Source organism: Jiangella ureilytica, assembly GCF_004348545.1.
GTDB lineage: Bacteria > Actinomycetota > Actinomycetes > Jiangellales > Jiangellaceae > Jiangella > Jiangella ureilytica.
Genome location: NZ_SMKL01000052.1, coordinates 23,450 through 43,734, shown reverse-complemented (window position 1 = coordinate 43,734; position 20,285 = coordinate 23,450). Strand labels below are relative to the sequence as shown.

Below are 20,285 nucleotides of genomic sequence, written 5' to 3'. Positions count from 1 at the left end.
GCCGGGTGGGGCGGGCGGTCCTGCGGCGCGGGGCCGGGTCGTCGCTGCTGCACGTACCTCATCGCGACCTCGCCCTGCTGCGCCGCAGCGTGCCGCACTTCCTCGGCGAGCGCGCGCTCTGTGCCGCCATCGGCCTGCTCGTCCCGACGGCGGCGATGGCGGCGCTCGCGGCCGGCGGTGTGCGGCTGCCGTTCGCGGTGCCGGCCATCACCGCACCGGTCGCCGCCGTCTTGCTGTCCTACCTGCCGCTGTACACCGTCGCCGAGCTCGCCCAGGCCAAACGCGCGGAGTTCCGCCGGGCCATGGCCACCTACATCGACCTCGTCGCGCTGGAACGGGCGGCCGGATCCGGGGCCACGCAGTCGCTGGAGTCGGCGGCGCGCATCGGCGAGTCGTGGGCGTTCCAGCGGCTGCGCGACGAGTTGGCACACGCGAGCTGGGCCGGCGTCCCGGCGTGGGAGGCGTTGCGCACCGTCGGCCGCGACCTCCGGCTGCCCGAGCTCACCGACACCGGCGACGTCATGCGGATGTCCGCGCGCGAGGGCGCCACGGTCTACGAGGTGCTGCGCGCGCGGGCGTCGGCCATGCGCAGCGAGTTGCTCACCAGCGACCAGGCCCGGGCCGGCGCCCGCACCGAACGGGCCACGGCGCCGCTCGCGGCCACGGCGGTGGTGTTCATGCTGATCCTCGCCGCGCCCGTCGCCATGCGGATCGGGTGAGCGCTGTGGCTCGACGACGATCCGAACGTGGCTCGGCGACGCTCGAGACGGTGATCCTCTGGCCGGCGGTGTTCCTGCTGATCTTCGGCGTCGTGCATGCCGGCATCTGGTTCCACGCCCGCAACGTCGCGCTGGCCGCGGCCCGCGAGGGCGCCCGGGCGGCCAGCGTCGCCGACGGGTCCGGCGGCGCCGCCCGTGCCGCCGACTTCCTGGCGTCGACGACCGACGGCTCGGTCCTGCGGGTCCGCGACATCCACGAGTCCACCGACGCCGGCTCCGTCACGGTGACGGTCACCGGCTCCTCGACCACCCTGATCCCCGGCTGGCAGGTCGGCCTCAGCCAGACCGCGACCGCGCCGATCCGGCGCTGGACCGACCCATGAGACGCCTCGACCAGCAGCGGTCCCACCGGGGTTCGGCGACGCTGGAGCTGGCCGTCCTCGTTCCCGGGCTCCTGCTGCTCATTGCGCTCGTCGCGCTGGCCGGCCGGTTCGCCGTCGCCGACGGAGCGGTCGACCAGGCCGCCGCCGAGGCCGCGCGCGCCGCTTCGCTGCAGCGCACGCCGTCGGCCGGACTCGACGCCGCGAGCCAGGTCGCGCACGCCTCGCTGACCGGGCAGGGGTTGTCCTGCCTGCGCACCGAGATCGACGCCGACGTGTCGGGGCTCCGGGCGCCTCCGGGCCGGCGCGGCCAGATCACGGTGACCGTCCGCTGCCCGCTCCGGGTGGCCGACCTGCCGATGTCCGTCCCGGCGATCACGCTCACGGCGACCGCCGTCAGCCCCGTCGACACCTATCGGGAGAGGTGAGTCCATGCGCCGGCGCATCGACCACGCCGACCAGACCGGCAGCTTCACCCTGATCTTCGCCGTCGTCACCGTCGCGTTGCTGGCCATCGCGGGGCTCGTGTACGACGGACGGCGGCAGCTCACCGCCCAGCAGCGGGCCGACGCCGTCGCCGCCGAGGCCGCGCGAGCGGCGGGGCAGCAGATCGACGGCTCGGTGCTGGCCGGGTCGCCAGGCCTGGACCGTGCCCGGGCGCTCGCCGCGGCCCGCGATCACCTCGCCGCCGCGGGCCTGAGCGGCACCGTCGCCGTCGACGGCAGCACGATCGTCGTCCGGGTCGACGCGACCGAGCCGGCGGCGATCCTGCCGCTGATCGGCATCACGACCCTCGAGGCCACCGGTGAGGCCAGCGTCGAGATCGTCACCGGGATCCGAGGTCAGCCGGGTGGGAACTCGGCGCCGAACTCGTCATAGGCGGCGGCCACCTTCCTCGGCACGCACATCCGCCAGGCGTCGGTGATCAGCTCGCGCATCTCGGCCTCGTCGATGGCGGCCAGCCGCACGCGAACCCACTGATACCGCTCGTCCGACTTCAGGGGTGGGAGGAACTTCGACGGATCCGACGCGATCAGATCGTCCCGTTCGTCCTTGGGATAGCCGAAGCCCATGATCGTCTCGTCGGGCGAGATCGCCGCGTACACGATGCTCTTGATGCGGAACTTCACGCTGTCGCGGACCAGGCCCTCGGTGGTCCGCGGCAGCGACAACGCGTGCCGTCGCACGTCGTCGGCCGTCACCATGCCTCTCATTGTGCCGTGGGGGTCCGACAGGATCGCGTACCAGGGGTGAGAGTGCATCACCAGCCATGACACCTCCGAGGAAGTGTCTGACGGATCTTCGGCGGCGCGGATCGACGACCACCAATCGACCAGCTGCGCGCAGCCGGTCGCATGGTCTGATCGCCGAGGTGCCCGAGGTAGCGGACCGGGTCCGCGATCGCGTCGGGCCGACGGGGTCGGCTGCGGCGCCCGAGGCGGCCGTGGCCGGCGTGGTGACGGGCGTGGGTGCTGCTCACGGCGTCGTCGGCATCGAGGCGGTCGCCTGTTCGACGGCATCGGCTCCGGCCGGCGACCGTCCTCGCACTCGAGACGGACGCCTTCGCCGACGCGGTCGGGCTCGACCGACCCGCCCGCCGCCAGATCGATCGAGGAGATTTCGCGGCTGCTGTCACATTCGGCCGTTCGAATCCACCCATAGAAGGTGAGACGCGTCGGCGGAAGGGAGTGGCGGCATGGCCGGGACCGGCACACCGAACGCCGGCGCGCCTCACCCTCGATCACCGGTGTGGCCGCCGCGGAGGGCCGCGTCGCCCGGCCCGGCGGCCGCATCGGATGACGGGCTCGGCAGGTGGCCCGGCGGGCGGGGGCGGTTCGGCACGGGTGCGGCACGCGACCCGGCAGAGCGTTCCCGCCGCGTGGAGCGGCTGCTCTGGCTGCTGGTCGCCACGGTCACGGTGGCGGGGGTCGTGCTCATCGGCGCGATCGTGCGATCGGGTCCCGATCCCGGCGCCGGTCCGCCGCTCGCCGACGCGGCCGGCGTGGAGTCTTCAAGTGCCGGCAGGGACGATCCCGAGGCCGGCGCCACGGGCGAGCGCGCTCCGCCCGGCCAGGGCGACGCCGGCGCACCGGACGAGCACACCGGGTCCGCGGCCGGCGGTCCGCCCACTGGTGGCCGGCCCGGCACCGGTCCGTCGGCCGACGGACCCGCCGCCGATGCCGGTGGTGACGAGTCCGCCGATGCCACGGGCGGCGAGGAATCGGCCGGCGAGTGCTCACCTGGCGACGGCACGGGCGACGAGGAGTCGTCGGGCGACAGTGCGGGCGACCGTTGGCCCGGCCGCAGCGCAGCCCGCGACGACGATTCGTCAGACACCAGCACGAGCGACCACGGGTGGCCTGGCGGCAACGCCGCCGACGACGAGTCATCAGACACCAGCACGAGCGACCAATGGCCCGGCCGCAGCCCAGCCCACGACGACGAGTCGTCGGACGCCAGCACAAGCAACCAGCGGTGGCCTGGCGGCAACGCCCCCGACGACGACCCGCCAGACGACAACCTGGGCGACCACCGGACCGGCGGCAACGCCGACGACGACTCGTCAGACGCCAGCACGAGCGACCGCCGGACGGGCGGCAACGCGGCCCGAGACGGTGCGGGCGACCGCGAGCCCGGCCGTCACGCGGCCGGCGACGGCACGGATGCGGACGGATCATCCTGCGACGGCGCCGGCGGCGCCGGGTCGCCCGGCGGCGGGGCCGAGGCTCCGGCCGGGACGAACCACGGTGCGCCGGCGGGCTGGTCGGAGGTGGCGCGCGGCTTCGGGCTCGCGTTCACGCGAACGAGCGTCGGACAGGAGGCGTGGTTCGCGGCGATGTCGTCGTGGCTCACGCCGGAGCAGGCCGCGGAGTACCGGGACGTGCCGATCGACGACATCCCTGACGGCGAGCTGGTCGAGGTCGACGTGGCCGAACCGGGAGAGGCGCCGCACACCCGCGGAACCCTGACCTACGACACCGGCATGGTGCTCGAGATCGGGCTCAGTCACGTGGAGGCGGCAGGTGGCTGGCTCGTCGCTCGGGTGAGCCTCGCCGGCACTCACTCCGGCCGGAGCGCCATGGTCACGGGCGGGAGGAGCGGCGGACGGCGCGGCGTTCGGTGGCGAGGACGGCCCGGTCGGCCGCGCTGCGCCCGGCACCCCAGCCGGCCGCGTTGCCGGCCGAGAACGACCGCCGGACCGTGGCCGTGGCGAAGAGGGAGGTGAACAGGGTGTCGACGGCGTGGGCGCGGCCGGCGAGGACGGGGACGAGGTCGGTGCCGGTGGCGGCGGCCGTCTGCGCCGCGGCCTCGCGCAGCCGTTCGCCGATGCGGGTGGCATAGGAGAGCAGAAACGCGTGCCGGAACGACCGGGTCCGCGAGGTGCCGAGGCGGGTGTACTGGGTGCCGCTGGCGAGCATCGCCCGGGCCGCCTGCACCAGCAGGGAGGTCGACAGCACCTCGACCACGTCGAGATCGACCTCGGCGCCGAGGACGGTGACGAAACCCAGCTTCTCGCTCGACACGGTGCGGCAGTGGTTGGCCGAGCCCACCTCGGCCACCAGCAGCGTCTTGGGGCCGAGGTAGGGCGCCTCGAGCCAGATGCGGCGGGCGGACGCCACCGTGGTGCGGCGGCCTGGCACGACGGGCTCCGCGAGCGCCTGCTCGATGGAGTACCGGCTCATCAGCTCCTGCGCCTTGGCCGACAGCGCCTCCGCCTCGTCTGGGAACTGCGTGGACTCGGCCTTCGCCAGCAGCGCCCGCACCCGGCTCAGCATCTTCTCCGACGACGGGCCCGACAGCGGCTCCGTCGACGGCCCCTGACGGGGCCGCGACGCACCATCCGCGCGGTCGGCCGCACCGGACACGCGGCCCGGAGGCGGCACGATGACCTGCAGCGCCGGCAGCCGCAGCGCGACGCCGACCAGCTCGAGCGCCGCCGCCAGCAGTGTCTCGCGGTCGGCACCGTGCCGCGCGGTCCACTGCCCCGGATAGGGCGCACCCGGATTCCACCACGGCGATCCCGCCCCGACCGAACGCAATTGCTCCAGCCACCGCGGGTGCACGGAAGCCGCCGGGTACTGCTGGGCGGCGTCGGCCATGGCGTCGACCACTACGGCGGCGGCCAGCGCCGACCCCTGTCGCCGGGCCACCTCGACGAGGTCGACAGGCAGCCAGCCGAGGGACCAGAGCCGGTCGACCTGTGCCCGCAGCACGACCGCCACCCCGGCGTCGACCACCCGCGGCGCCGCCAGGTCCGACACCGACCGCAGCCCGGCCAGCACGGCCTCGGGACCCCGGCGCAGGCCGTCGGCCGCCACGGTGGTGAGCCAGTCGGCCACGACCTGCGCCGTCACCGAACCGGGCCGCTGCCGGTCGTCATCGTGGGCAGACACGGACCACCTCTCGTCAATCCAAAATAAGATCACCCGAACCGAGCATTCCGCCCCATCATCGCCGTCCGGTCCGACACAGTTGTCCCTACGAGCCGGGCCACCACCGCAGGGGTGCCCACGGGATGGACGACGCTACCGAGGTCGTCGCGTGGTGTCATACCTTGCGTCAGGTCGCCTTGTTCACCGACGACCGAACGGGAGATGCGTGCGATGACCAATGGGCGGGTCCCGGTCCGCGACGGCGAGCTGTTCTTCGACGAGCGGGGCGCCGGACATCCGCTGGTGCTGCTGCACGGCGGATCGCTCGACCACCGCATGTGGGACGGCCAGGTCGGCCCATTCGTCCGCGCCGGCTACCGGGTGATCCGCTACGACGCCCGCGGCCACGGGCAGTCGTCGACCCCGACGTCGGACTTCGCGGCGTACGACGACCTCGCTCAGCTGCTCGCCGGGCTCGACATCGCGCGGGCCTCGCTGGTCGGCCTGTCCTACGGCGCGCGGACGGCGGTCGACTTCGCCCTGGCCCATCCGAACACCGTCGAGATGATGGTGCTGGCCAGCCCGGGCGTCAGCGGCATGCAGTTCACCGATCCCGCCATCCTGGCGCTCATGCAGCACCAGGCCGAGGCCGCCCAGAACCGCGACGCCGCCGCGTACGTCGAGTACTTCCTGCGCGCGTGGGTCGACGGCCCCCACCGGACGCCCGACGCCGTCGACCCGCAGGTGCGCGAGCGCTGCCGGCAGATGGCCCGCGGAGTGGTCGACGCCCACGCGTCGGGCTCCGGGGCGCTGCGCGAGCTGGGTGCGCTGGAGCGGCTCGGCGAGCTGTCGACACCGCTGCTGGTCCTGGTCGGCGACCTCGACTCCAACGACATCCACGCGGTGGCCGGGCGCATCGAGGCCGAGGCGCAGTTCGCCGCCAGCGCCGTCGTGCCGGGCACCGGTCACACGCTGGCCATGGAGCAGCCGGCCGCGTTCAACGCCGCCGTCCTCACCTTCCTCGAGCGGGCCCGGCTCGCCCGCTGAAGGGCGAGACGGCACACCGGCGACGACGGCGCCGGCTCACTCCACGCGCAACCCGCGTGAGATGACGTCCAGCGCGCCGTCGACGATGTCGCGCAGCGAGTCGCGGTACCCGGAGTCGTGCCAGTACGCGATGGCCTCGACGAACGCGGCGATGAGCGCCGCTGTGACGACCCGCAGCTCCAGCCCGTCGGGGTCGCGGCCCGTGTGTTTGGCCAGGACCTGCGCCAGCTCGGCAGCCATCACGTCGGCCTGCCGGTTCAGGCCGTCGCGGATGGCCGGCTCGGTCATCGTGTAGTGCATGCGGCGCCGGATGAGCCGCTCGTCCTGCTGGAACAACGCCGTCGTGACGACCTCGGTGAGCACCTCGCGCAGCGCCGAGATCGGGTCCCGCGCCGCCAGCTTGTCGTCGAACGCCCGCAGCATGACCGGGTCCCACTCGTCCCAGAGGACGATCATCTCCTTGGTGCCGAAGTACCGGTAGATCGAGCTCGGCGACACCTCGGCCTCGGAGGCGATGCGCTCGATCGTGACGTGCGCATACCCGTCGCGGTCGAAGAGGTTCAGCGCCACGTCCTGGATGTGGCGCATCGCCTTGAGCTTCTTGCGCTCGCGCAGGCCGAGCGGCTGCTGCGTCGTCGACTGGGTCATCAGCGCGATGGTAGCGCCGAATCCGGTCAACTGACAGTGGCTCGCAGTTCGGCTCAGATCTCCTTGGTCAGCAGCACGCTGTTCTGCCTCTGCTCATAACCCAGCCGGGTGTAGGTGCCGAGCGCGCCGGTCGGGTTGTCGGTGTCGACGTCGAGGCCGGCGTACTGCATGTCGCCCGCCCTGTAGGCACGCATGGCCGCCGTCAGCAGCGCGCCGGCGACACCGCGGCCGCGCCACTCGCGCCGGACGGCGACGAGGTCGGTCCAGCCCTCGGTGTAGCCCTGCGGCTTCCAGTCCTGGTCGTACGCGCCGGACATGAGGTAGCCCGCGATGCGGCCGGTGGACTCCTCGACGGCCATGAAGCTCCAGTCGGGCCGGAACTTCTCGCCGCCGACGACGTCGAGGGACCACGCCTCGGCGTCGATGGGGCTGGAGCCCCAGTGGTCGCGCGCGAAGGACTCGTTGTGCGTGACGCGGACGTCCTCGTCGCGCTCCTTGTCGTAGGGCTCGATGCGCAGCCCCTCGGGCACGTCGCCGGCCGGCAGCGGCACCGAGAGGTCGCGGCGCATGACGACGTAGTAGCGCTTGGGCGCGTAGCCGCAGGCCTCGGCCAGCCGGCGCGCCTCGGCGTGGTGGCCGTCGAGGTAGATCCGGATGCGGGCCGGGAGCTCGACCTCGGCGGTGGCGAGGCGCTGCCGGGCCCGGCCCTCGGACCAGGCGAGGAGAGCCCGGCCGATGCCCCGCCGGCGATAACCGGGGTGAACCGCCCCGAACAGCACCGGGGCGTGCGTGCCCTCGGTGACCGGCCGGAACTCCGTCCACGCGTACGCACGCACGTGGCCGTCGGCGTCGAACCCGGCGACGCTGTCGAGGGCGGGATCGCGCCAGCCGCCCTTGAAGCGGTCGGTCAGCTCGGATTCGGCGAGCCGCTCGATGGCCTTGTCGTGGTCGTCGACCACCTGGTGCAGCGCGAACCAGGCGGGGACGTCGGCCGGTGTCAGCGCCCGCCAGGTCAGGCCCACCCCGGACGGGAGGGCCGGCAGCTCGGCCGGCGCCGCGGCTCGGACGGCGAGCGGCTCGTGATCGACGGTGCTCACTGGAGCACCGTAGGACTCACCTCGCCCCCGCCGCGAGCGAATTTCGGCCGGCCGGGACCGTGGGTCAGTCGGTGCCCAGCATGAGCGTCCACCAGGACGACAGACCGAGCAGGCCGCCGCGCTCCGTGCCGACGCCCACCGAGGTGTACGAGCAGTCCAGCAGCCGGTCGCGCTCGTCGCCGCCGTCTTCCCACGACCGCACGACCTGCTGCGCGCTGCGCACGCCCTGGGACAGGTTCTCGCCGACCTGGGCCGTGTAGCCCTTGTCGGCGGCCCGCTCCTCGGGCCCCTCGCCCTCGGGGTTGACGTGCGAGTAATAGGAGCGCTCACGCATGTCCTCGCTGTGCGCACGCGACGCGAGAGTGAGCCTGGAGTCGACACGCAGCGCCGGGCAGCCCGCCTCGGCGCGCGCCTCGTCGACGGCGTCGACCATCTGCATCTCGGCCCGGGAGAGGTCGAGGATCGGCAGCGGGAGCCCGGAGTCGGGCTCGTCGGTGGGCTCGTCGGTCGGGTCCTCGGTGGGCTCGTCCGTCGGGTCCTCGGTGGGGGTGGGCGTCGGCGTCTCGCAGTCGATCGGCGCGACGAGGTCGATGCCCTTGCGCACGAGGTCCTGCGGCGGGACGCCGTCGGACCGGCTGGAGTGGATGACGTCGACCGGCACCCGTCCGCACTCCTCGGCACCGTCGTCGACGGCGTGCTTGTCCGGCAGCGACACGGCGCCCGGCCCCTCGACCCAGGCGCCCTCGATGCTCACCGGGGCGTACGGGTGCTCGGCGAGGTTCTCGGTGCCCAGGAACGTCAGCGTGGTGCGGCCGGCGTCGTTGTTGTGGGCGATGATGAACGACTCGAGCTCGTCGGAGTACTGCCAGTCGGCCGAGAACGCGTTGGCCACCGAGAAGCTGCGGTCGTTCTCCGGCGTGCTCGCCTGCCAGCCCTCGGCCGTGAAGACCTCGGTACCGGTGGCGAACGTCGGATCGGCCGAGCGCCACGCGAACTGGCCGGCGCCGTTGCTGCGCAGCGCGCCGGCACCCGTGGTGTCGGTGAAGATCAGGTAGAACAGCCCGTCGAGGTGGACGGCGCTGGGCTGGCCGGCGCCGTAGTCGTTGCCGGTGTCCTGCTGGTTCGCCGGCGCGATGACGGGCGCCGAGACCATGCGCTCCCAGCTCAGGCCGTCGGCGCTGCGGGCGACGCCGATGGTGGTGACGCCGTCGTTCACCGCCGCGCCGTAGTACATGTAGTAGGTGCCGCCGACCTTGACGATCGACGGGTCGCAGGTGTGCTGCCCGTCGAAGCTGCCGTCGCCGCGGCCCTCGAAGACGATGAGCGGGTCGCCGCCGCCGGGAGCGGTGAACGGCCCGTTCAGGTCCGGCGACTCCGCGTACAGGATGTCGTCGCCGGGCACGGCGCCCTGCGGGTCCTGCCCGCAGTACCACATGCGGTAGACGCCGTTCTCGGCGATGATCGTCGGAGCGTATTCGTAGGCCGCGTCGCCGCCCGTCAGCGGGGCGGAGTTGGGCCGCGGGTTCTCGGTGGTGAGCGGCACGTCCTGGGCGCTCGCCGAGCCCGCCGCGGCGAGCACGAGAGCGGCGCCGGACGCGACGGCCGCGAGAGCGAAGACACTGCGGGTGCGTATGGTGTGGTGCCTCATCCAGTTCCCATGTTTCAAGTGCCCGCGCGCAGCACCATAACAGAGGGTTTACTGCAGGTCGTTCCAGGTGATGCGGAACGGCTGGGTGGTGTCGGCCTCGGCGCTGGTCCCGCCCAGGATGGCCAGCTCGTCCGGCTTGTGACGCAGCACGTTCTCGACGTAGTCGCGCGCGGCCTCCTGGAGGCCGACGTCGCGGCCGAGGTTCTCGGAGAGGTACCAGCGGTGCTCGAGCACCTCGTGGAAGATCTCCGGTCCCTCGAGCTTGCCGCGCAGCTCGCGCGGGATGGCCCGCAGCACCGGCTCGTAGCCGTCCATGACCCACGCGTTGGCGACGATCTCTTCGTCCTCGCCCTGCTGGTCGGTGACCGCGGCGTAGGTGTCGAGGTCGTTGAGCAGCCGGCGGGCCTGGTTCTCCTGCGCGTCGATGCCGGTGAGGCGGAGCAGCCGGCGCGAGTGGTGGCCGGGGTCGACGACCTTCGGCTGCACCCGGATGGTGCGCCCGCCGATGTCGGTGACGATGTCGAGCTCGTCGACGTCGAAGCCCAGCTCGTTGAGGCGGTCGACCCGGCGGGCGATGCGCCAGCGCTCGTTGACGTCGAACGCCTCCCACTCCGTGAGCTCGGTCCACAGCGCCTCGTACCGCTCGACCACCTGGTCGCTGACGGCGATGGGGTCGACGGTCTCGTCGAGCTGGCCGGCGGCGAGCAGGTCCATCATCTCGCCGGCGATGTTCGTGCGGGCGGTGTCGAGGTCGTGGGCGCGCTGGCCGGCGCTGAGGGAGTTGTGCAGCTCGCCGGTCTCGGCGTCGACGAGGTACGCGGCGAACGCGCCGGCGTCGCGGCGGAACAGCGTGTTGGACAGCGAGCAGTCGCCCCAGTAGAAGCCGGTGAGGTGCAGCCGGGCGATGAGGACGACGAGGGCGTCAATGAGGCGGTCGACGGTGTCTCGGCGCATCATGCGGGCGAACAGCGCCCGGTAGGGCAGCGAGAACTGCAGGTGCCGGGTGACCAGAACGGAGTCGAGCGGCTCGCCGCCGGGAGCCTCGCGGCCGCTGACGACGCCCACGGCCTGGACCGCGGGGACGTCGAGCCGGGCGAGGTCGCGCAGCATCTGGTACTCGCGGTCGGCGAACGGCTTGACGATCTCTTTCAGCGCGTAGACGTTGCCGCCGAGCCGGGTGAAGCGGACGACGTGCCGCGAGATGCCTCGGGGGAGCGCGACCAGGTACCACTCGGGCCACTGCTCGAGGGGCATGTCCCAGGGCAGGTCGAGGAGAGCCTGCTGCTCGCGCGGTGCGGCGAGGATCCGAAGCTCCATGGGGACATTGTCCCGTACGAAGCCGCGGATCCTCGCCGCCGGCCGATCGGGTGAGGCGGTCAGGGCTCGAGACGCTCGCCGGTCTTGACCGAGAAGAAGTGCTCACTGCCCTGGCGGACGGTGAAGTTGATCTTCTCGCCCTTCTGCGGGGCGTTGCGCGGCTCGACCCGGGCGATGATCTGGTCGCTGCGCAGGCGGTCGGCCTGCTCCTCGGCGGCCGGGCCGGCCGGGCGGCCGTAGACGTAGGCGTCGGAGCCGAGCTCCTCGACGACGTCGACGAGCACCGGGATGCCGCCGGTCTCCTCGCTGGACGCGGGCGTCAGCGACTCGGGCCGGAAGCCCAGGACGACGGTGTCGGAGCCCTCTTCCGCCACCTTCGCGGCGATGGACGCCGGGATGGCGACGTCGGCGTTGCCGAGGGTGGCGCGGCCGTCCTTGACGTCGAACGTGGCGATGTTCATGGCCGGCGAGCCGATGAACCCCGCGACGAACACGTTGGACGGCTTGTCGTACAGACCCAGCGGGCTGTCGACCTGCTGCAGCAGGCCGGCGTTGAGCACGGCGACGCGGTCGCCCATGGTCATGGCCTCGACCTGGTCGTGCGTGACGTAGACGGTGGTGATGCCCAGCCGGCGCTGGAGCGAGGCGATCTGGGTGCGGGTGGAGACGCGCAGCTTGGCGTCGAGGTTCGACAGCGGCTCGTCCATGAGGAACACCTGCGGTTCGCGGACGATGGCCCGGCCCATGGCGACACGCTGGCGCTGACCGCCGGAGAGCGCCTTCGGCTTGCGGTCGAGGTACTCGGTGAGGTCGAGCAGCTTGGCGGCGTCGCCGACGCGGCGGCGGATCTCGTCCTTCGAGACGCCGGCGATCTTGAGCGCGAAGCCCATGTTGTCGGCCACCGTCATGTGCGGGTACAGCGCGTAGTTCTGGAACACCATCGCGATGTCGCGGTCCTTGGGCGGCATGTGGGTGACGTCGCGGTCGCCGATGCGGATGGCGCCGCCGTCGACCTCTTCGAGGCCGGCCAGCATGCGGAGGCTGGTGGACTTGCCGCAACCGGAAGGACCGACGAGAACGAGGAACTCCCCGTCCTCGATGGCGAGATCGAGAGCGTCGACCGCCGGCTTGTCGGTGCCCGGGTAGATCCGGGTCGCCTTGTCGAACGTGACCGTAGCCATCGTTGATTCCCTTCACCGGCAGGTACGTGCCGGACGATCCGTTGTGAAGTGGACGGGGTATGAAGTTGTCCCGCAGGTTTCTGACAGGTTGCGGGTGATACGAGACACTATAGGTCGGCGTGCGCGACGTCACCCGGGCGTGACGTAGGTCACGTCGGCCTCCCGGCGGGCGCTGGCCGGGGTGGCCCGCACGGTACCGTCCGTCCATGACGGTGCGGCTCAGCGACGTCGCCCTGCACGCCGGCGTCAGCGAGGCGACGGTCAGCCGGGTGCTCAACGCCAAGCCCGGAGTGGCCGCGCAGACGCGGCAGGCGGTGCTGGCCGCGCTCGACGTGCTGGGCTACGAGCGGCCGAGCCGGCTGCGCTCCACCAGCGCCGGGCTCATCGGGCTGATCGTGCCGGAGCTCGAGAACCCCGTCTTCCCGGCGTTCGTCCAGGTCATCGAGACCATCCTGGCGCAGCGCGAGTACACGCCGCTGCTGTGCACGCAGACGCCCGGCGGGGTCAGCGAGGACGAGTACGTCGAGATGCTGCTCGACCGCGGCGTCGCCGGCATCCTGTTCGTCTCCGGGCTGCACGCCGACAGTACCGCCAGCCCGGCGCGCTACCACCGCCTGCGCGAGCTGGGGCTCCCGATCGCGCTGGTCAACGGGTTCGTCGCGGGGCTCGACGCACCCTTCGTCTCCACCGACGACGTCGCGGCCGCCGAGCTCGCGGTGCAGCACCTGGTGTCGCTCGGGCACCGGCGCATCGGGCTGGCCATCGGGCCGCGCCGGTTCGTCCCGGCCGCGCGCAAGATCGAGGGGTTCACGCGGGCGTTGCGCGCGGTGCCCGGCGCACCGGACCCGGAGCGCGTGGTCGTCACGTCCTTCTTCACCGTCGAGGGCGGCCGGGCCTGCGCCGCACAGCTGCTCGACGCCGGGTGCACGGCCATCGTGTGTGGTTCGGACCTCATGGCCCTGGGCGCGGTGCGCGCGGTCCGGCAGCGCGGGCTCTCGGTGCCGGGCGACGTGTCCGTCATCGGCTATGACGACTCTCCGCTCATCCCGTTCACCGACCCGCCGCTCACCACCGTCCGCCAAGCGGTCCCGGCCATGGCGGCGGCGGCCGTCCAGGTGCTGATGGAGCAGATCGCGGGGGTGCCGGCGGACCGCTCGGAGCTGCTCTTCACGCCCGAGCTCGTGGTGCGCGGGTCGACGGGCGCGGCGCCGGCCGGCGCACTTGGGGTGGAGATTCCCGGGTAAACCGCCCTCGACTGTTCAGAAGCCTTTCCGGATCGACGCGAACGCCGTACGGTTCAAAGGCACCAGGAGTACTCCGATGCCGGCGTAGGAGGCCCCCGATGCGCATCTCCGACATCATCCGGACCAAGGGCAGGACCGTCGTGACGGTGCCCCCCGACACCGATGTCCGCACACTTCTCTCCGTCCTGGCCGAGAACCGGATCGGCGCCGTCGTGGTGTCGGCCGACGGCAACGCCATCGACGGCATCGTCTCCGAGCGCGACATCGTGCGCGCGCTCGCCGTCCGCGGTGCCGCGATCCTCTCCGAGCCGGTCTCCGCCATCATGACCGCCGAGGTCCAGACCTGCGTCGCCGGCGCGCACATCGACGAACTCGCCGAGGCCATGACGCTGGGCCGGTTCCGGCACATGCCGGTGGTCGGCGACGACGGCCGCCTCGACGGCATCGTGAGCATCGGCGACGTCGTGAAGATCCGTATCACCGAACTCGAGGTGGAACGCGATTCGCTCTCGTCCTACATTCGCACCGCCGCCACCTGAGTGCCTTTCTCTGTGAGCCGAACCCGGTGCCGTTGGTCCGATAGGGGCATCCACCGATCGGCCGATCTTTCCTGACGTTTACCGGCAAATCGGTCAGCGTGTTCCCAGGTCCGGGCGCGTCGGCATGCACGACAAGTCGATCTCTGAAAGTGTTTGCCCGGTCGAATTCTGCGCGAGATCGTCATGCGTTGCGAGCAGCCGCGCATTCTCGGACGTGGCGGCTTTCGGGCCGCCACCTCCGGTTGTGGGGACCGCCTGAAATCAAACCCGCAGTCGGAATGGTCACATGCCCTCGTGACCGAAGCCGGAGGGCCCGGTGCTCCATCCTGGGGTGCCGGGTCCTTCGCGTTCGCGCCGACGGGTCACGGTGGACAATGGAACCCTCATGTCGACACCGCGCCGCGCCTGGACGATCTGGGCCGTCGGCATATCCGCCTACATCGTCGCCGTCATGCACCGCACGACGTTCGGCGTCGCGGGGCTCGATGCCGCCGACCGGTTCGACGTGTCGGCCAGCGTGCTCGCGTCGTTCGTCGTGCTGCAGCTGGTGGTCTACGCCGGCCTGCAGATCCCCATCGGGCTGCTGCTCGACCGCGTCGGCGGCCGGCGGCTGGTCATCGCCGGGGCACTGCTGATGGCACTGGGCCAGGGCGTGCTGGCAGTGGCGGGGTCCGTGCCGGTGGCCGCGACCGGCCGGGTCCTGGTCGGCATGGGCGACGCACTGACGTTCGTCAGCGTGCTGCGCATCGTCTCGGCCTGGTTCCCGCCCGGCCGCGTGCCGGTCATGACCCAGCTCACCGGTCTGGTCGGGCAGTCCGGGCAAGTGTTGTCCGCCGTCCCGTTCGTCCTCGTCCTGCATTCCTACGGGTGGAGCGCGGCGTTCGGCTCCGCCGCCGCGACCGGGGTGCTGGTGGGCGTCCTCGCGGCGGCGGCGCTGCGCGACACTCCCTCAGCGCGGGCCCAGCCGGTGCAGGACCGTTCGATGCGGCACCTGGGTGCGGACCTGGTCACGGCGTGGCGGCACCCGGGCACGCGGCTGGGGCTGTGGACGCACTTCACCACGCAGTTCTCCGGCACGGTCTTCGCGCTGATGTGGGGCTTCCCGTTCCTCGTGTCGGCCGAAGGGGTGTCCGAGGCGGCGGCAGGTGCGCTGCTGACGCTGACGGTGATCGCCGGCGTCGTCGCCGGGCCGATCATCGGCGTCATGGTGCAGCGGCACCCGCTGCGGCGGTCGTGGCTGGTGCTCGGCATCGTGGTCGCGAACGCGGCCGCCTGGACCGCGGTCCTGCTGCTGCCCGGCCGCGCGCCGGGCTGGCTGCTGGTCCTGCTGGTGCTGTCGATGGCGCTGAGCGGCCCTGGCTCGATGATCGGCTTCGACTTCGCCCGTACCTTCAACCCGCCGAACCGGCTCGGCACCGCCACGGGCATCGTCAACGTGGGCGGGTTCCTGGCCTCGCTGCTGACGATCCTCGCGATCGGCCTCGTGCTCGACGCCCGCACCGGCGGCACGTCGACCTATGGCCTCGACGACTTCCGGGTCGCGATGTGCGTGCAGTACGTGATGTGGGCGATCGGGTTGGTGGGCATCCTGCGCTCGCGCCGGCTGGCCCGCCGCCGCCTGGCCGAGAGCGGCGTGGTCGTCCCGCCGATCCGCGACGTCATGGCCGCCCGTCGCCGCCGGCGCCGAGAGCAGCCGTGAACAGGGTGCTGTGGGCGAGCGTGTGCGCGTGCTCGCGCCAGGACCATGTCTCGACCTCCGGCGCTCGGGGCTCCGGCCGGCCGGCCCACCAGCGCGCATGGCGTTCCGGACGCTCCAGCATCGCGTCGACCGGTCCGGCCCGCTGGCGGCGGGCGAGTCCGTAGCCGTCGGCGACGACCGCGAGCCGGGGCGTCGGTGCCCAGCTGCCGCGGTGCGCCGTCGAAGCCGCGGCTCTCGAGCAGCCGCAGCAGCGCGGCGGTGAACTCCGGATGCGGACCGGCCGCGCGGCGCACCGTGTCGCCCACACGAACGACTCCGGCCGTGAGCCGGCCGGCGGTCAGTGGCTCTTCGCCGGCCACGTGCGGGCGACGCGGAGCTCGTAGAGATAGGCCTTGGTGACGCTGCCGCCGTAGTCGTCGATCAGGGCGCCGATGCAGTCGTACAGCCCTCGGCGCAGGTCGGGGTGGAGCGCGCGGTGGCCGGAGTACGTCGACAGCAGGTCGAGGTAGCCCTGCCGGTCGTAGGTGACGTCGGCGCGGTAGCGGCGGCGGACGGCCGGCTCGAACAGCGGTGATTCGTCGACCTCGTCGGTGAGCGGCGCGATCTCGTCGGCCGGCGTGAGGCGCAGGCCGGGCGGCGTGGCCGGGTCCCAGCGCTCGTAGCACTCCTGCACGTCGGCGAAGAAGTCCGCGGTGCCGCCGAGCACGTGCTCCGTCGTCACCGTGGCCAGGGCGCCGCCGGGCCGCAGCACGCGGGCCACCCGCTCGCCTCGCACGGCGGCGTCGAGCCAATGCCAGGCGGTGAACGACGTCACCAGGTCGGCCGACGCCGGCGGCGCTGCGTGCGCCCAGCGCTCGAACGCCGCCTCCACCACCACGACCGGCTGTCCCGCCGTCCGCGCGCGCAGCACCGCCGCCAGGTTCGCCCCCAGCTCGACGGCGACCACCTCGGCGCCGCGGTCCACCAGCCGGCGAGTCGCCTGCCCGGTCCCGGGCCCGATCTCGACCACGCGGCTGCCCGGACCCAGCCCGGCCAGGTCTCCGAGATCGTCGAAGATCGCCTCCGGATAACCCGGCCGGCAGCGGTCGTAGAGCTCGGCGTCCTCGTCGAAGATGGAGCGCAGCTTCCGGTCGGCCATGACGGGGATCGTGCCATGACGGACCCGGCGCGGCATCCCCATGTCCAGGAGCCCGAAGTCGGATTCGAACCGACGACCTACCGCTTACAAGGCGGTTGCTCTGACCAACTGAGCTATTCGGGCAGAAGAGGAAACGGTACCCGAGCGGGCACCGTCCCCTCCACCGCGTCGAGCGGCGCCGGCGTCAGACGACGGCGCCGTAGTTCGGGTCCTCTCGGCTGCGCTTGTCGACCTTCTTCGCGGGCGGCGGCGGAGCCGGCTTCTTGCTCTCGAGCATGATCGTGAGCGGCACGGCCGTGAAGTTCGACGAGTACGTGCCGATCAGGATGCCCAGGACGAGGGCGAGGGCGAAGTCGGACAGGGAGTCGCCGCCCAGGACGAGCAGCGCGACGAGGATGAACAGCGTGCTGGCGCCCGTGTTCACCGATCGCGGCAGGGTGTTGAGGATGGCCGTGTTGGCGACGTCGGTGAACTTCTCGCCGTCCTTGCGGGTCCACGTCTCGCGGATCCGGTCGAACACGACGACCGCGTCGTTGACGCTGTAACCGATGATCGTCAGCAGGGCCGCGAGGAAGATGCCGTCGAGCGGCTTGCCGATCCACGCGAAGATGCCGACGGTGATCGCGACGTTCTGGAACAGCGCCACGACGGCGCTGGCGCCGAACGTCCAGCGGAACCGGATGGCCAGGTACGCCAGCTGTGCCGCCAGCGCCACGCCCAGCGCGATGAGGGCGTTGCGCTGCAGCTCGTCGCCGAGGCTGGGCCCGATGAGCTCGTCGCGGACCAGTTCGGCCCCGCCACCGGCCTCGTCGAGCGCCGCGATGACGGCGGCCGCCTCGTCGTCGGACATGTCGCTGGCCCGGACGGTGATGTCGTCGTCGCCGGACTCCTGGACGATGGCCGTCGGGAAGCCGGCGTCGGCCACGGCGGCGCGGGCGTCGTCGACGTCGATCGTCTCGGTGGGTGACACCTCGACGAGCCGGCCGCCGGTGAACTCGATGCCGAACTCGAGACCGCGGACGACGATGCCGGCGACACCGATGGCGACGGCGGCGGCGGAGATGATCAGCCAGCGCCCGGCGCGCGACATCAGCTGCGGGTTGCGCCGGCGCAGCCACAGCCGGACCCGGCCGTGGTGCGCGATGCCGCTGGCGTCCGGATGGGCCTGCACCCAGCGACGGTCGGCCAGCCACTCGCTCAGCACCCGGCTCAGCACCAGAGCCGACAGCAGCGAGGCGAGGACACCGATGGTCAGCGTGACACCGAAGCCGCGAACCGGGCCGGAGGCCAGGAAGAACAGCAGCCCGGCGGCCAGCAACGTCGTGACGTTGGAGTCGGCGATGGCCGACAGGGCGTTCTTGAACCCGCTCTGCACCGCACCGCGCAGGCTCTTCGTCGTGCCGTCGACGTACTCCTCGCGAGCACGTTCGAAGATGAGGACGTTCGCGTCGACCGCCATGCCGATGGCCAGCACGAAACCGGCGAGGCCGGGCAGCGTCAGGGTGGCGCCCAGCGCGCTGAGAGCCGCGTAGGCGATGCCGGCGTAGCCGAAGAGCGCGAGAATCGCCATGAGGCCGATGAGCCGGTACGCAACCCCGATGAAGATCGCCGTGGCGACCATGCCGATGATGGCCGCCCACGCGCTGGCCTCGATGGCGGCGTCACCGAGCGTCGGGCCGACGACCCGCTGCTCGATGGTGGTGACGTCGACGGGGAGGGCGCCGCCCTCGACCAGGGCGGCGAGGTCCTTGGCCTCCTCCTCGGAGAAGTCGCCGGTGATCTCCGTCTGCCCGCCGCGGATGCCGACGCCGCACTGGACGCTGTTGGTGACGTTCGGGGAGGAGATGACGGTGTCGTCGAGGACGATCGCGATGCGCCGGCGCGGGTCGCCGTCGGGCTGGCAGGCGGCATCGCTGGTCAGCTGCGCCCAGGTGTCGCCGCCGCTGCCGGAGAAGTCGAGCGTGACGAGCCAGCCGCCGCGCTGGACGTCGAAGATGGCGTCGGCGCCGTCGATCTCCTCGCCGGTCATCGCCGTCGGCGCGAGCAGCAGCGGCTGGCCGGACTCGTCCGGCAGCACCAGCTGGTCCTCGCCGCCAGGGGCGGGCGTCTCGCCCGGCGCGGGCGTCTCGGCCGGCGCGGCGGGGTCGGTGGGGGCCGGCGTGGTGCCGGCGACGACATCGGTGCCGGTGTCGCCCGTGGCCGTCTCGGGCGCGACGGCGCCGCCGACGCTGCCCTCAGTGGCGGGCGGAGTGGCCGGCGGCGTCGCGGGCGCCGTCTCCGCAGGCGGGGTGGCGGGGGGTGTCTCGCCCGGCGCCGGCGTCTCGGCCGGCGGCAGGCCGGAGGTGTCGTAGCCCGTGACGGCGTGCACGGTGAGCTGGGCGGTTCGGCCCAGCGCGTCGGCCGCCTCGCGCGGGTCGGAGACCCCGGGCAGCTCGACGATGATGCGACGGTCGCCGGACCGGCTCAGCGACGGCTCGGAGACGCCGAGGGCGTCGACCCGGCGCCTGAGCACCTCGAGGGCGCGGTCGGTGGACTCGGCATTGGCCTCGACGGTGTCGGTGCTCTGCGTCTCGAGGACGATCTGGGCACCGCCCTCGAGGTCGAGGCCGAGGTTCGGGCTGGCGGTGAGGGTGACGAAGGCGGAGCCGGCGAGCACCAGCAGGGCGGCGACGGCGCGGGCCGCACGGCCGCCGTCGGGCGCGCCGTTGCCGCGGTTCTTGGCGCGGCGCCGGATCAACGCGTACGTGGCCAGGATGACGGCCGTCGCACCGCCGACGAGGTAGAGCGCGGTCATGCGATCCACAGGAGTCTCCAAGGGGCGTGCCCGGCGGCGCGGGCACGGGTCGGCGCACCGTCGGGCGGGGAAGGCGGGGGACGTCTACTGCTGGGTCGCCGGCGGGCCGCGCTGTGGATCGGTGGGCGTCCACGCGGAGTCGGCGGGCACCCGGTCGGCCGGGCCGAAGCCGGCGTCGAGCAGGTAGAGGTCGAGCGGCCCGACGACGGTGCCGGCGGGCGCGGGCGGCGCGTAGCCGAGCTTGACGGTGCCGCCGGCGGCGACGGCGACGGTGTCGGGGACGTCGTCGGCACCGGCGACGGCGGTGGCCGACGGGTACCGGTCGCCGCCCGCGCGGTCGGCCGACGCGGCGGCCGGCGGGCCGGACGAGATGAGCATGAGGGCGCCGGAGAGCAGGATGGCGGGAAGCGTCCAGGTCCGCTGCAGCACGCGACGACGCGTGCGGCCTCCGGACCGCTGAC

At 72.7% G+C, this 20,285-nt stretch carries 19 protein-coding genes and 1 tRNA gene; 8 read left to right on the top strand and 12 right to left on the bottom strand.

Going from position 1 to position 20,285, the window contains the following annotated elements; all coding sequences use genetic code 11:
- From E1212_RS20575 to E1212_RS20560, 4 genes are all read left to right on the top strand, one after another.
- Positions 1 to 719: type II secretion system F family protein (locus E1212_RS20575; RefSeq protein WP_131985898.1), on the top strand; the 719-nt coding region annotated here is incomplete at its 5' end.
- Positions 720 to 724: 5 nt separating this feature from the next.
- Complete coding sequence (locus tag E1212_RS20570; protein ID WP_162605559.1) at positions 725 to 1,102, top strand: TadE/TadG family type IV pilus assembly protein; 378 nt, start codon at positions 725 to 727, stop codon at positions 1,100 to 1,102.
- Positions 1,099 to 1,527: a TadE/TadG family type IV pilus assembly protein gene (locus E1212_RS20565; RefSeq protein WP_131985894.1), complete on the top strand. Its 429-nt coding sequence runs from the start codon at positions 1,099 to 1,101 to the stop codon at positions 1,525 to 1,527. The genes E1212_RS20570 and E1212_RS20565 overlap by 4 nt, the downstream gene beginning before the upstream one ends.
- 4 nt (positions 1,528 to 1,531) lie before the next feature.
- The gene (locus E1212_RS20560; RefSeq protein ID WP_131985893.1) at positions 1,532 to 1,978 is read left to right on the top strand and encodes a pilus assembly protein TadG-related protein; all 447 of its coding nucleotides are present in this window, start codon (positions 1,532 to 1,534) and stop codon (positions 1,976 to 1,978) included.
- On the opposite strand, the gene E1212_RS20555 is transcribed toward E1212_RS20560, so the two are convergent.
- Together E1212_RS20555 and E1212_RS20550 are read right to left on the bottom strand one after the other, a co-directional pair.
- On the bottom strand, positions 1,942 to 2,304 hold the full coding sequence (locus E1212_RS20555; protein WP_131985891.1) for an MmcQ/YjbR family DNA-binding protein: 363 nt from the start codon (positions 2,302 to 2,304) through the stop codon (positions 1,942 to 1,944). The two genes, E1212_RS20560 and E1212_RS20555, sit on opposite strands and share 37 nt — an antisense overlap.
- A gap of 1,878 nt (positions 2,305 to 4,182) precedes the next feature.
- Positions 4,183 to 5,493 (bottom strand): DUF2786 domain-containing protein, encoded by a 1,311-nt coding sequence (locus E1212_RS20550; protein ID WP_131985889.1) that lies wholly within the window; start codon positions 5,491 to 5,493, stop codon positions 4,183 to 4,185.
- 210 nt (positions 5,494 to 5,703) lie between these two features.
- On the opposite strand from E1212_RS20550, the gene E1212_RS20545 reads away from it, so the two are divergent.
- Positions 5,704 to 6,519, top strand: a complete 816-nt coding sequence (locus tag E1212_RS20545; protein ID WP_131985887.1) for an alpha/beta fold hydrolase — start codon at positions 5,704 to 5,706, stop codon at positions 6,517 to 6,519.
- A 36-nt stretch (positions 6,520 to 6,555) separates the two neighbouring features.
- Here E1212_RS20545 and E1212_RS20540 read toward each other — a convergent pair whose 3' ends face one another.
- From E1212_RS20540 to E1212_RS20520, 5 genes are all read right to left on the bottom strand, one after another.
- A complete protein-coding gene (locus E1212_RS20540; protein WP_131985885.1) occupies positions 6,556 to 7,167 on the bottom strand; it encodes a TetR/AcrR family transcriptional regulator in 612 nt (203 codons plus the stop codon).
- Between the two features lie 53 nt (positions 7,168 to 7,220).
- Complete coding sequence (locus tag E1212_RS20535) at positions 7,221 to 8,264, bottom strand: GNAT family N-acetyltransferase (protein WP_131985883.1); 1,044 nt, start codon at positions 8,262 to 8,264, stop codon at positions 7,221 to 7,223.
- Between the two features lie 64 nt (positions 8,265 to 8,328).
- Complete coding sequence (locus tag E1212_RS20530) at positions 8,329 to 9,912, bottom strand: CAP domain-containing protein (protein WP_131985881.1); 1,584 nt, start codon at positions 9,910 to 9,912, stop codon at positions 8,329 to 8,331.
- A gap of 48 nt (positions 9,913 to 9,960) precedes the next feature.
- Positions 9,961 to 11,229: a DUF4032 domain-containing protein gene (locus tag E1212_RS20525; protein ID WP_131985879.1), complete on the bottom strand. Its 1,269-nt coding sequence runs from the start codon at positions 11,227 to 11,229 to the stop codon at positions 9,961 to 9,963.
- Positions 11,230 to 11,288: 59 nt separating this feature from the next.
- Positions 11,289 to 12,410 carry an ABC transporter ATP-binding protein gene (locus E1212_RS20520; RefSeq protein WP_131985878.1) on the bottom strand — a complete coding sequence of 374 codons (1,122 nt, stop codon included), beginning with the start codon at positions 12,408 to 12,410 and terminating at the stop codon, positions 11,289 to 11,291.
- Positions 12,411 to 12,616: 206 nt separating this feature from the next.
- Here E1212_RS20520 and E1212_RS20515 point away from each other — a divergent pair, with 206 nt between their 5' ends.
- The 3 genes from E1212_RS20515 to E1212_RS20505 all read left to right on the top strand — a co-directional run bounded on the left by E1212_RS20515 (position 12,617) and on the right by E1212_RS20505 (position 15,892).
- Positions 12,617 to 13,654 (top strand): LacI family DNA-binding transcriptional regulator, encoded by a 1,038-nt coding sequence (locus E1212_RS20515; RefSeq protein WP_131985876.1) that lies wholly within the window; start codon positions 12,617 to 12,619, stop codon positions 13,652 to 13,654.
- 98 nt (positions 13,655 to 13,752) lie between these two features.
- Complete coding sequence (locus E1212_RS20510) at positions 13,753 to 14,193, top strand: CBS domain-containing protein (protein WP_131985874.1); 441 nt, start codon at positions 13,753 to 13,755, stop codon at positions 14,191 to 14,193.
- 385 nt (positions 14,194 to 14,578) lie between these two features.
- Complete coding sequence (locus E1212_RS20505) at positions 14,579 to 15,892, top strand: MFS transporter (protein WP_131985872.1); 1,314 nt, start codon at positions 14,579 to 14,581, stop codon at positions 15,890 to 15,892.
- On the opposite strand, the gene E1212_RS30085 is transcribed toward E1212_RS20505, so the two are convergent.
- The 5 genes from E1212_RS30085 to E1212_RS20480 form a co-directional block, all read right to left on the bottom strand.
- Positions 15,852 to 16,199 carry a hypothetical protein gene (locus E1212_RS30085; RefSeq protein ID WP_203417044.1) on the bottom strand — a complete coding sequence of 116 codons (348 nt, stop codon included), beginning with the start codon at positions 16,197 to 16,199 and terminating at the stop codon, positions 15,852 to 15,854. The genes E1212_RS20505 and E1212_RS30085 overlap by 41 nt on opposite strands.
- A gap of 30 nt (positions 16,200 to 16,229) precedes the next feature.
- A complete protein-coding gene (locus tag E1212_RS20495) occupies positions 16,230 to 17,030 on the bottom strand; it encodes a class I SAM-dependent methyltransferase (RefSeq protein WP_131985870.1) in 801 nt (266 codons plus the stop codon).
- A 49-nt stretch (positions 17,031 to 17,079) separates the two neighbouring features.
- Positions 17,080 to 17,153 (bottom strand) — tRNA-Thr (locus E1212_RS20490).
- 61 nt (positions 17,154 to 17,214) lie between these two features.
- Positions 17,215 to 19,824: a protein translocase subunit SecD gene (gene secD, locus E1212_RS20485; protein ID WP_275296193.1), complete on the bottom strand. Its 2,610-nt coding sequence runs from the start codon at positions 19,822 to 19,824 to the stop codon at positions 17,215 to 17,217.
- Positions 19,825 to 19,908: 84 nt separating this feature from the next.
- Positions 19,909 to 20,253, bottom strand: coding sequence for a hypothetical protein (locus E1212_RS20480; protein WP_131985866.1), 345 nt, complete (start codon positions 20,251 to 20,253; stop codon positions 19,909 to 19,911).
- Positions 20,254 to 20,285: the final 32 nt, after the last annotated feature.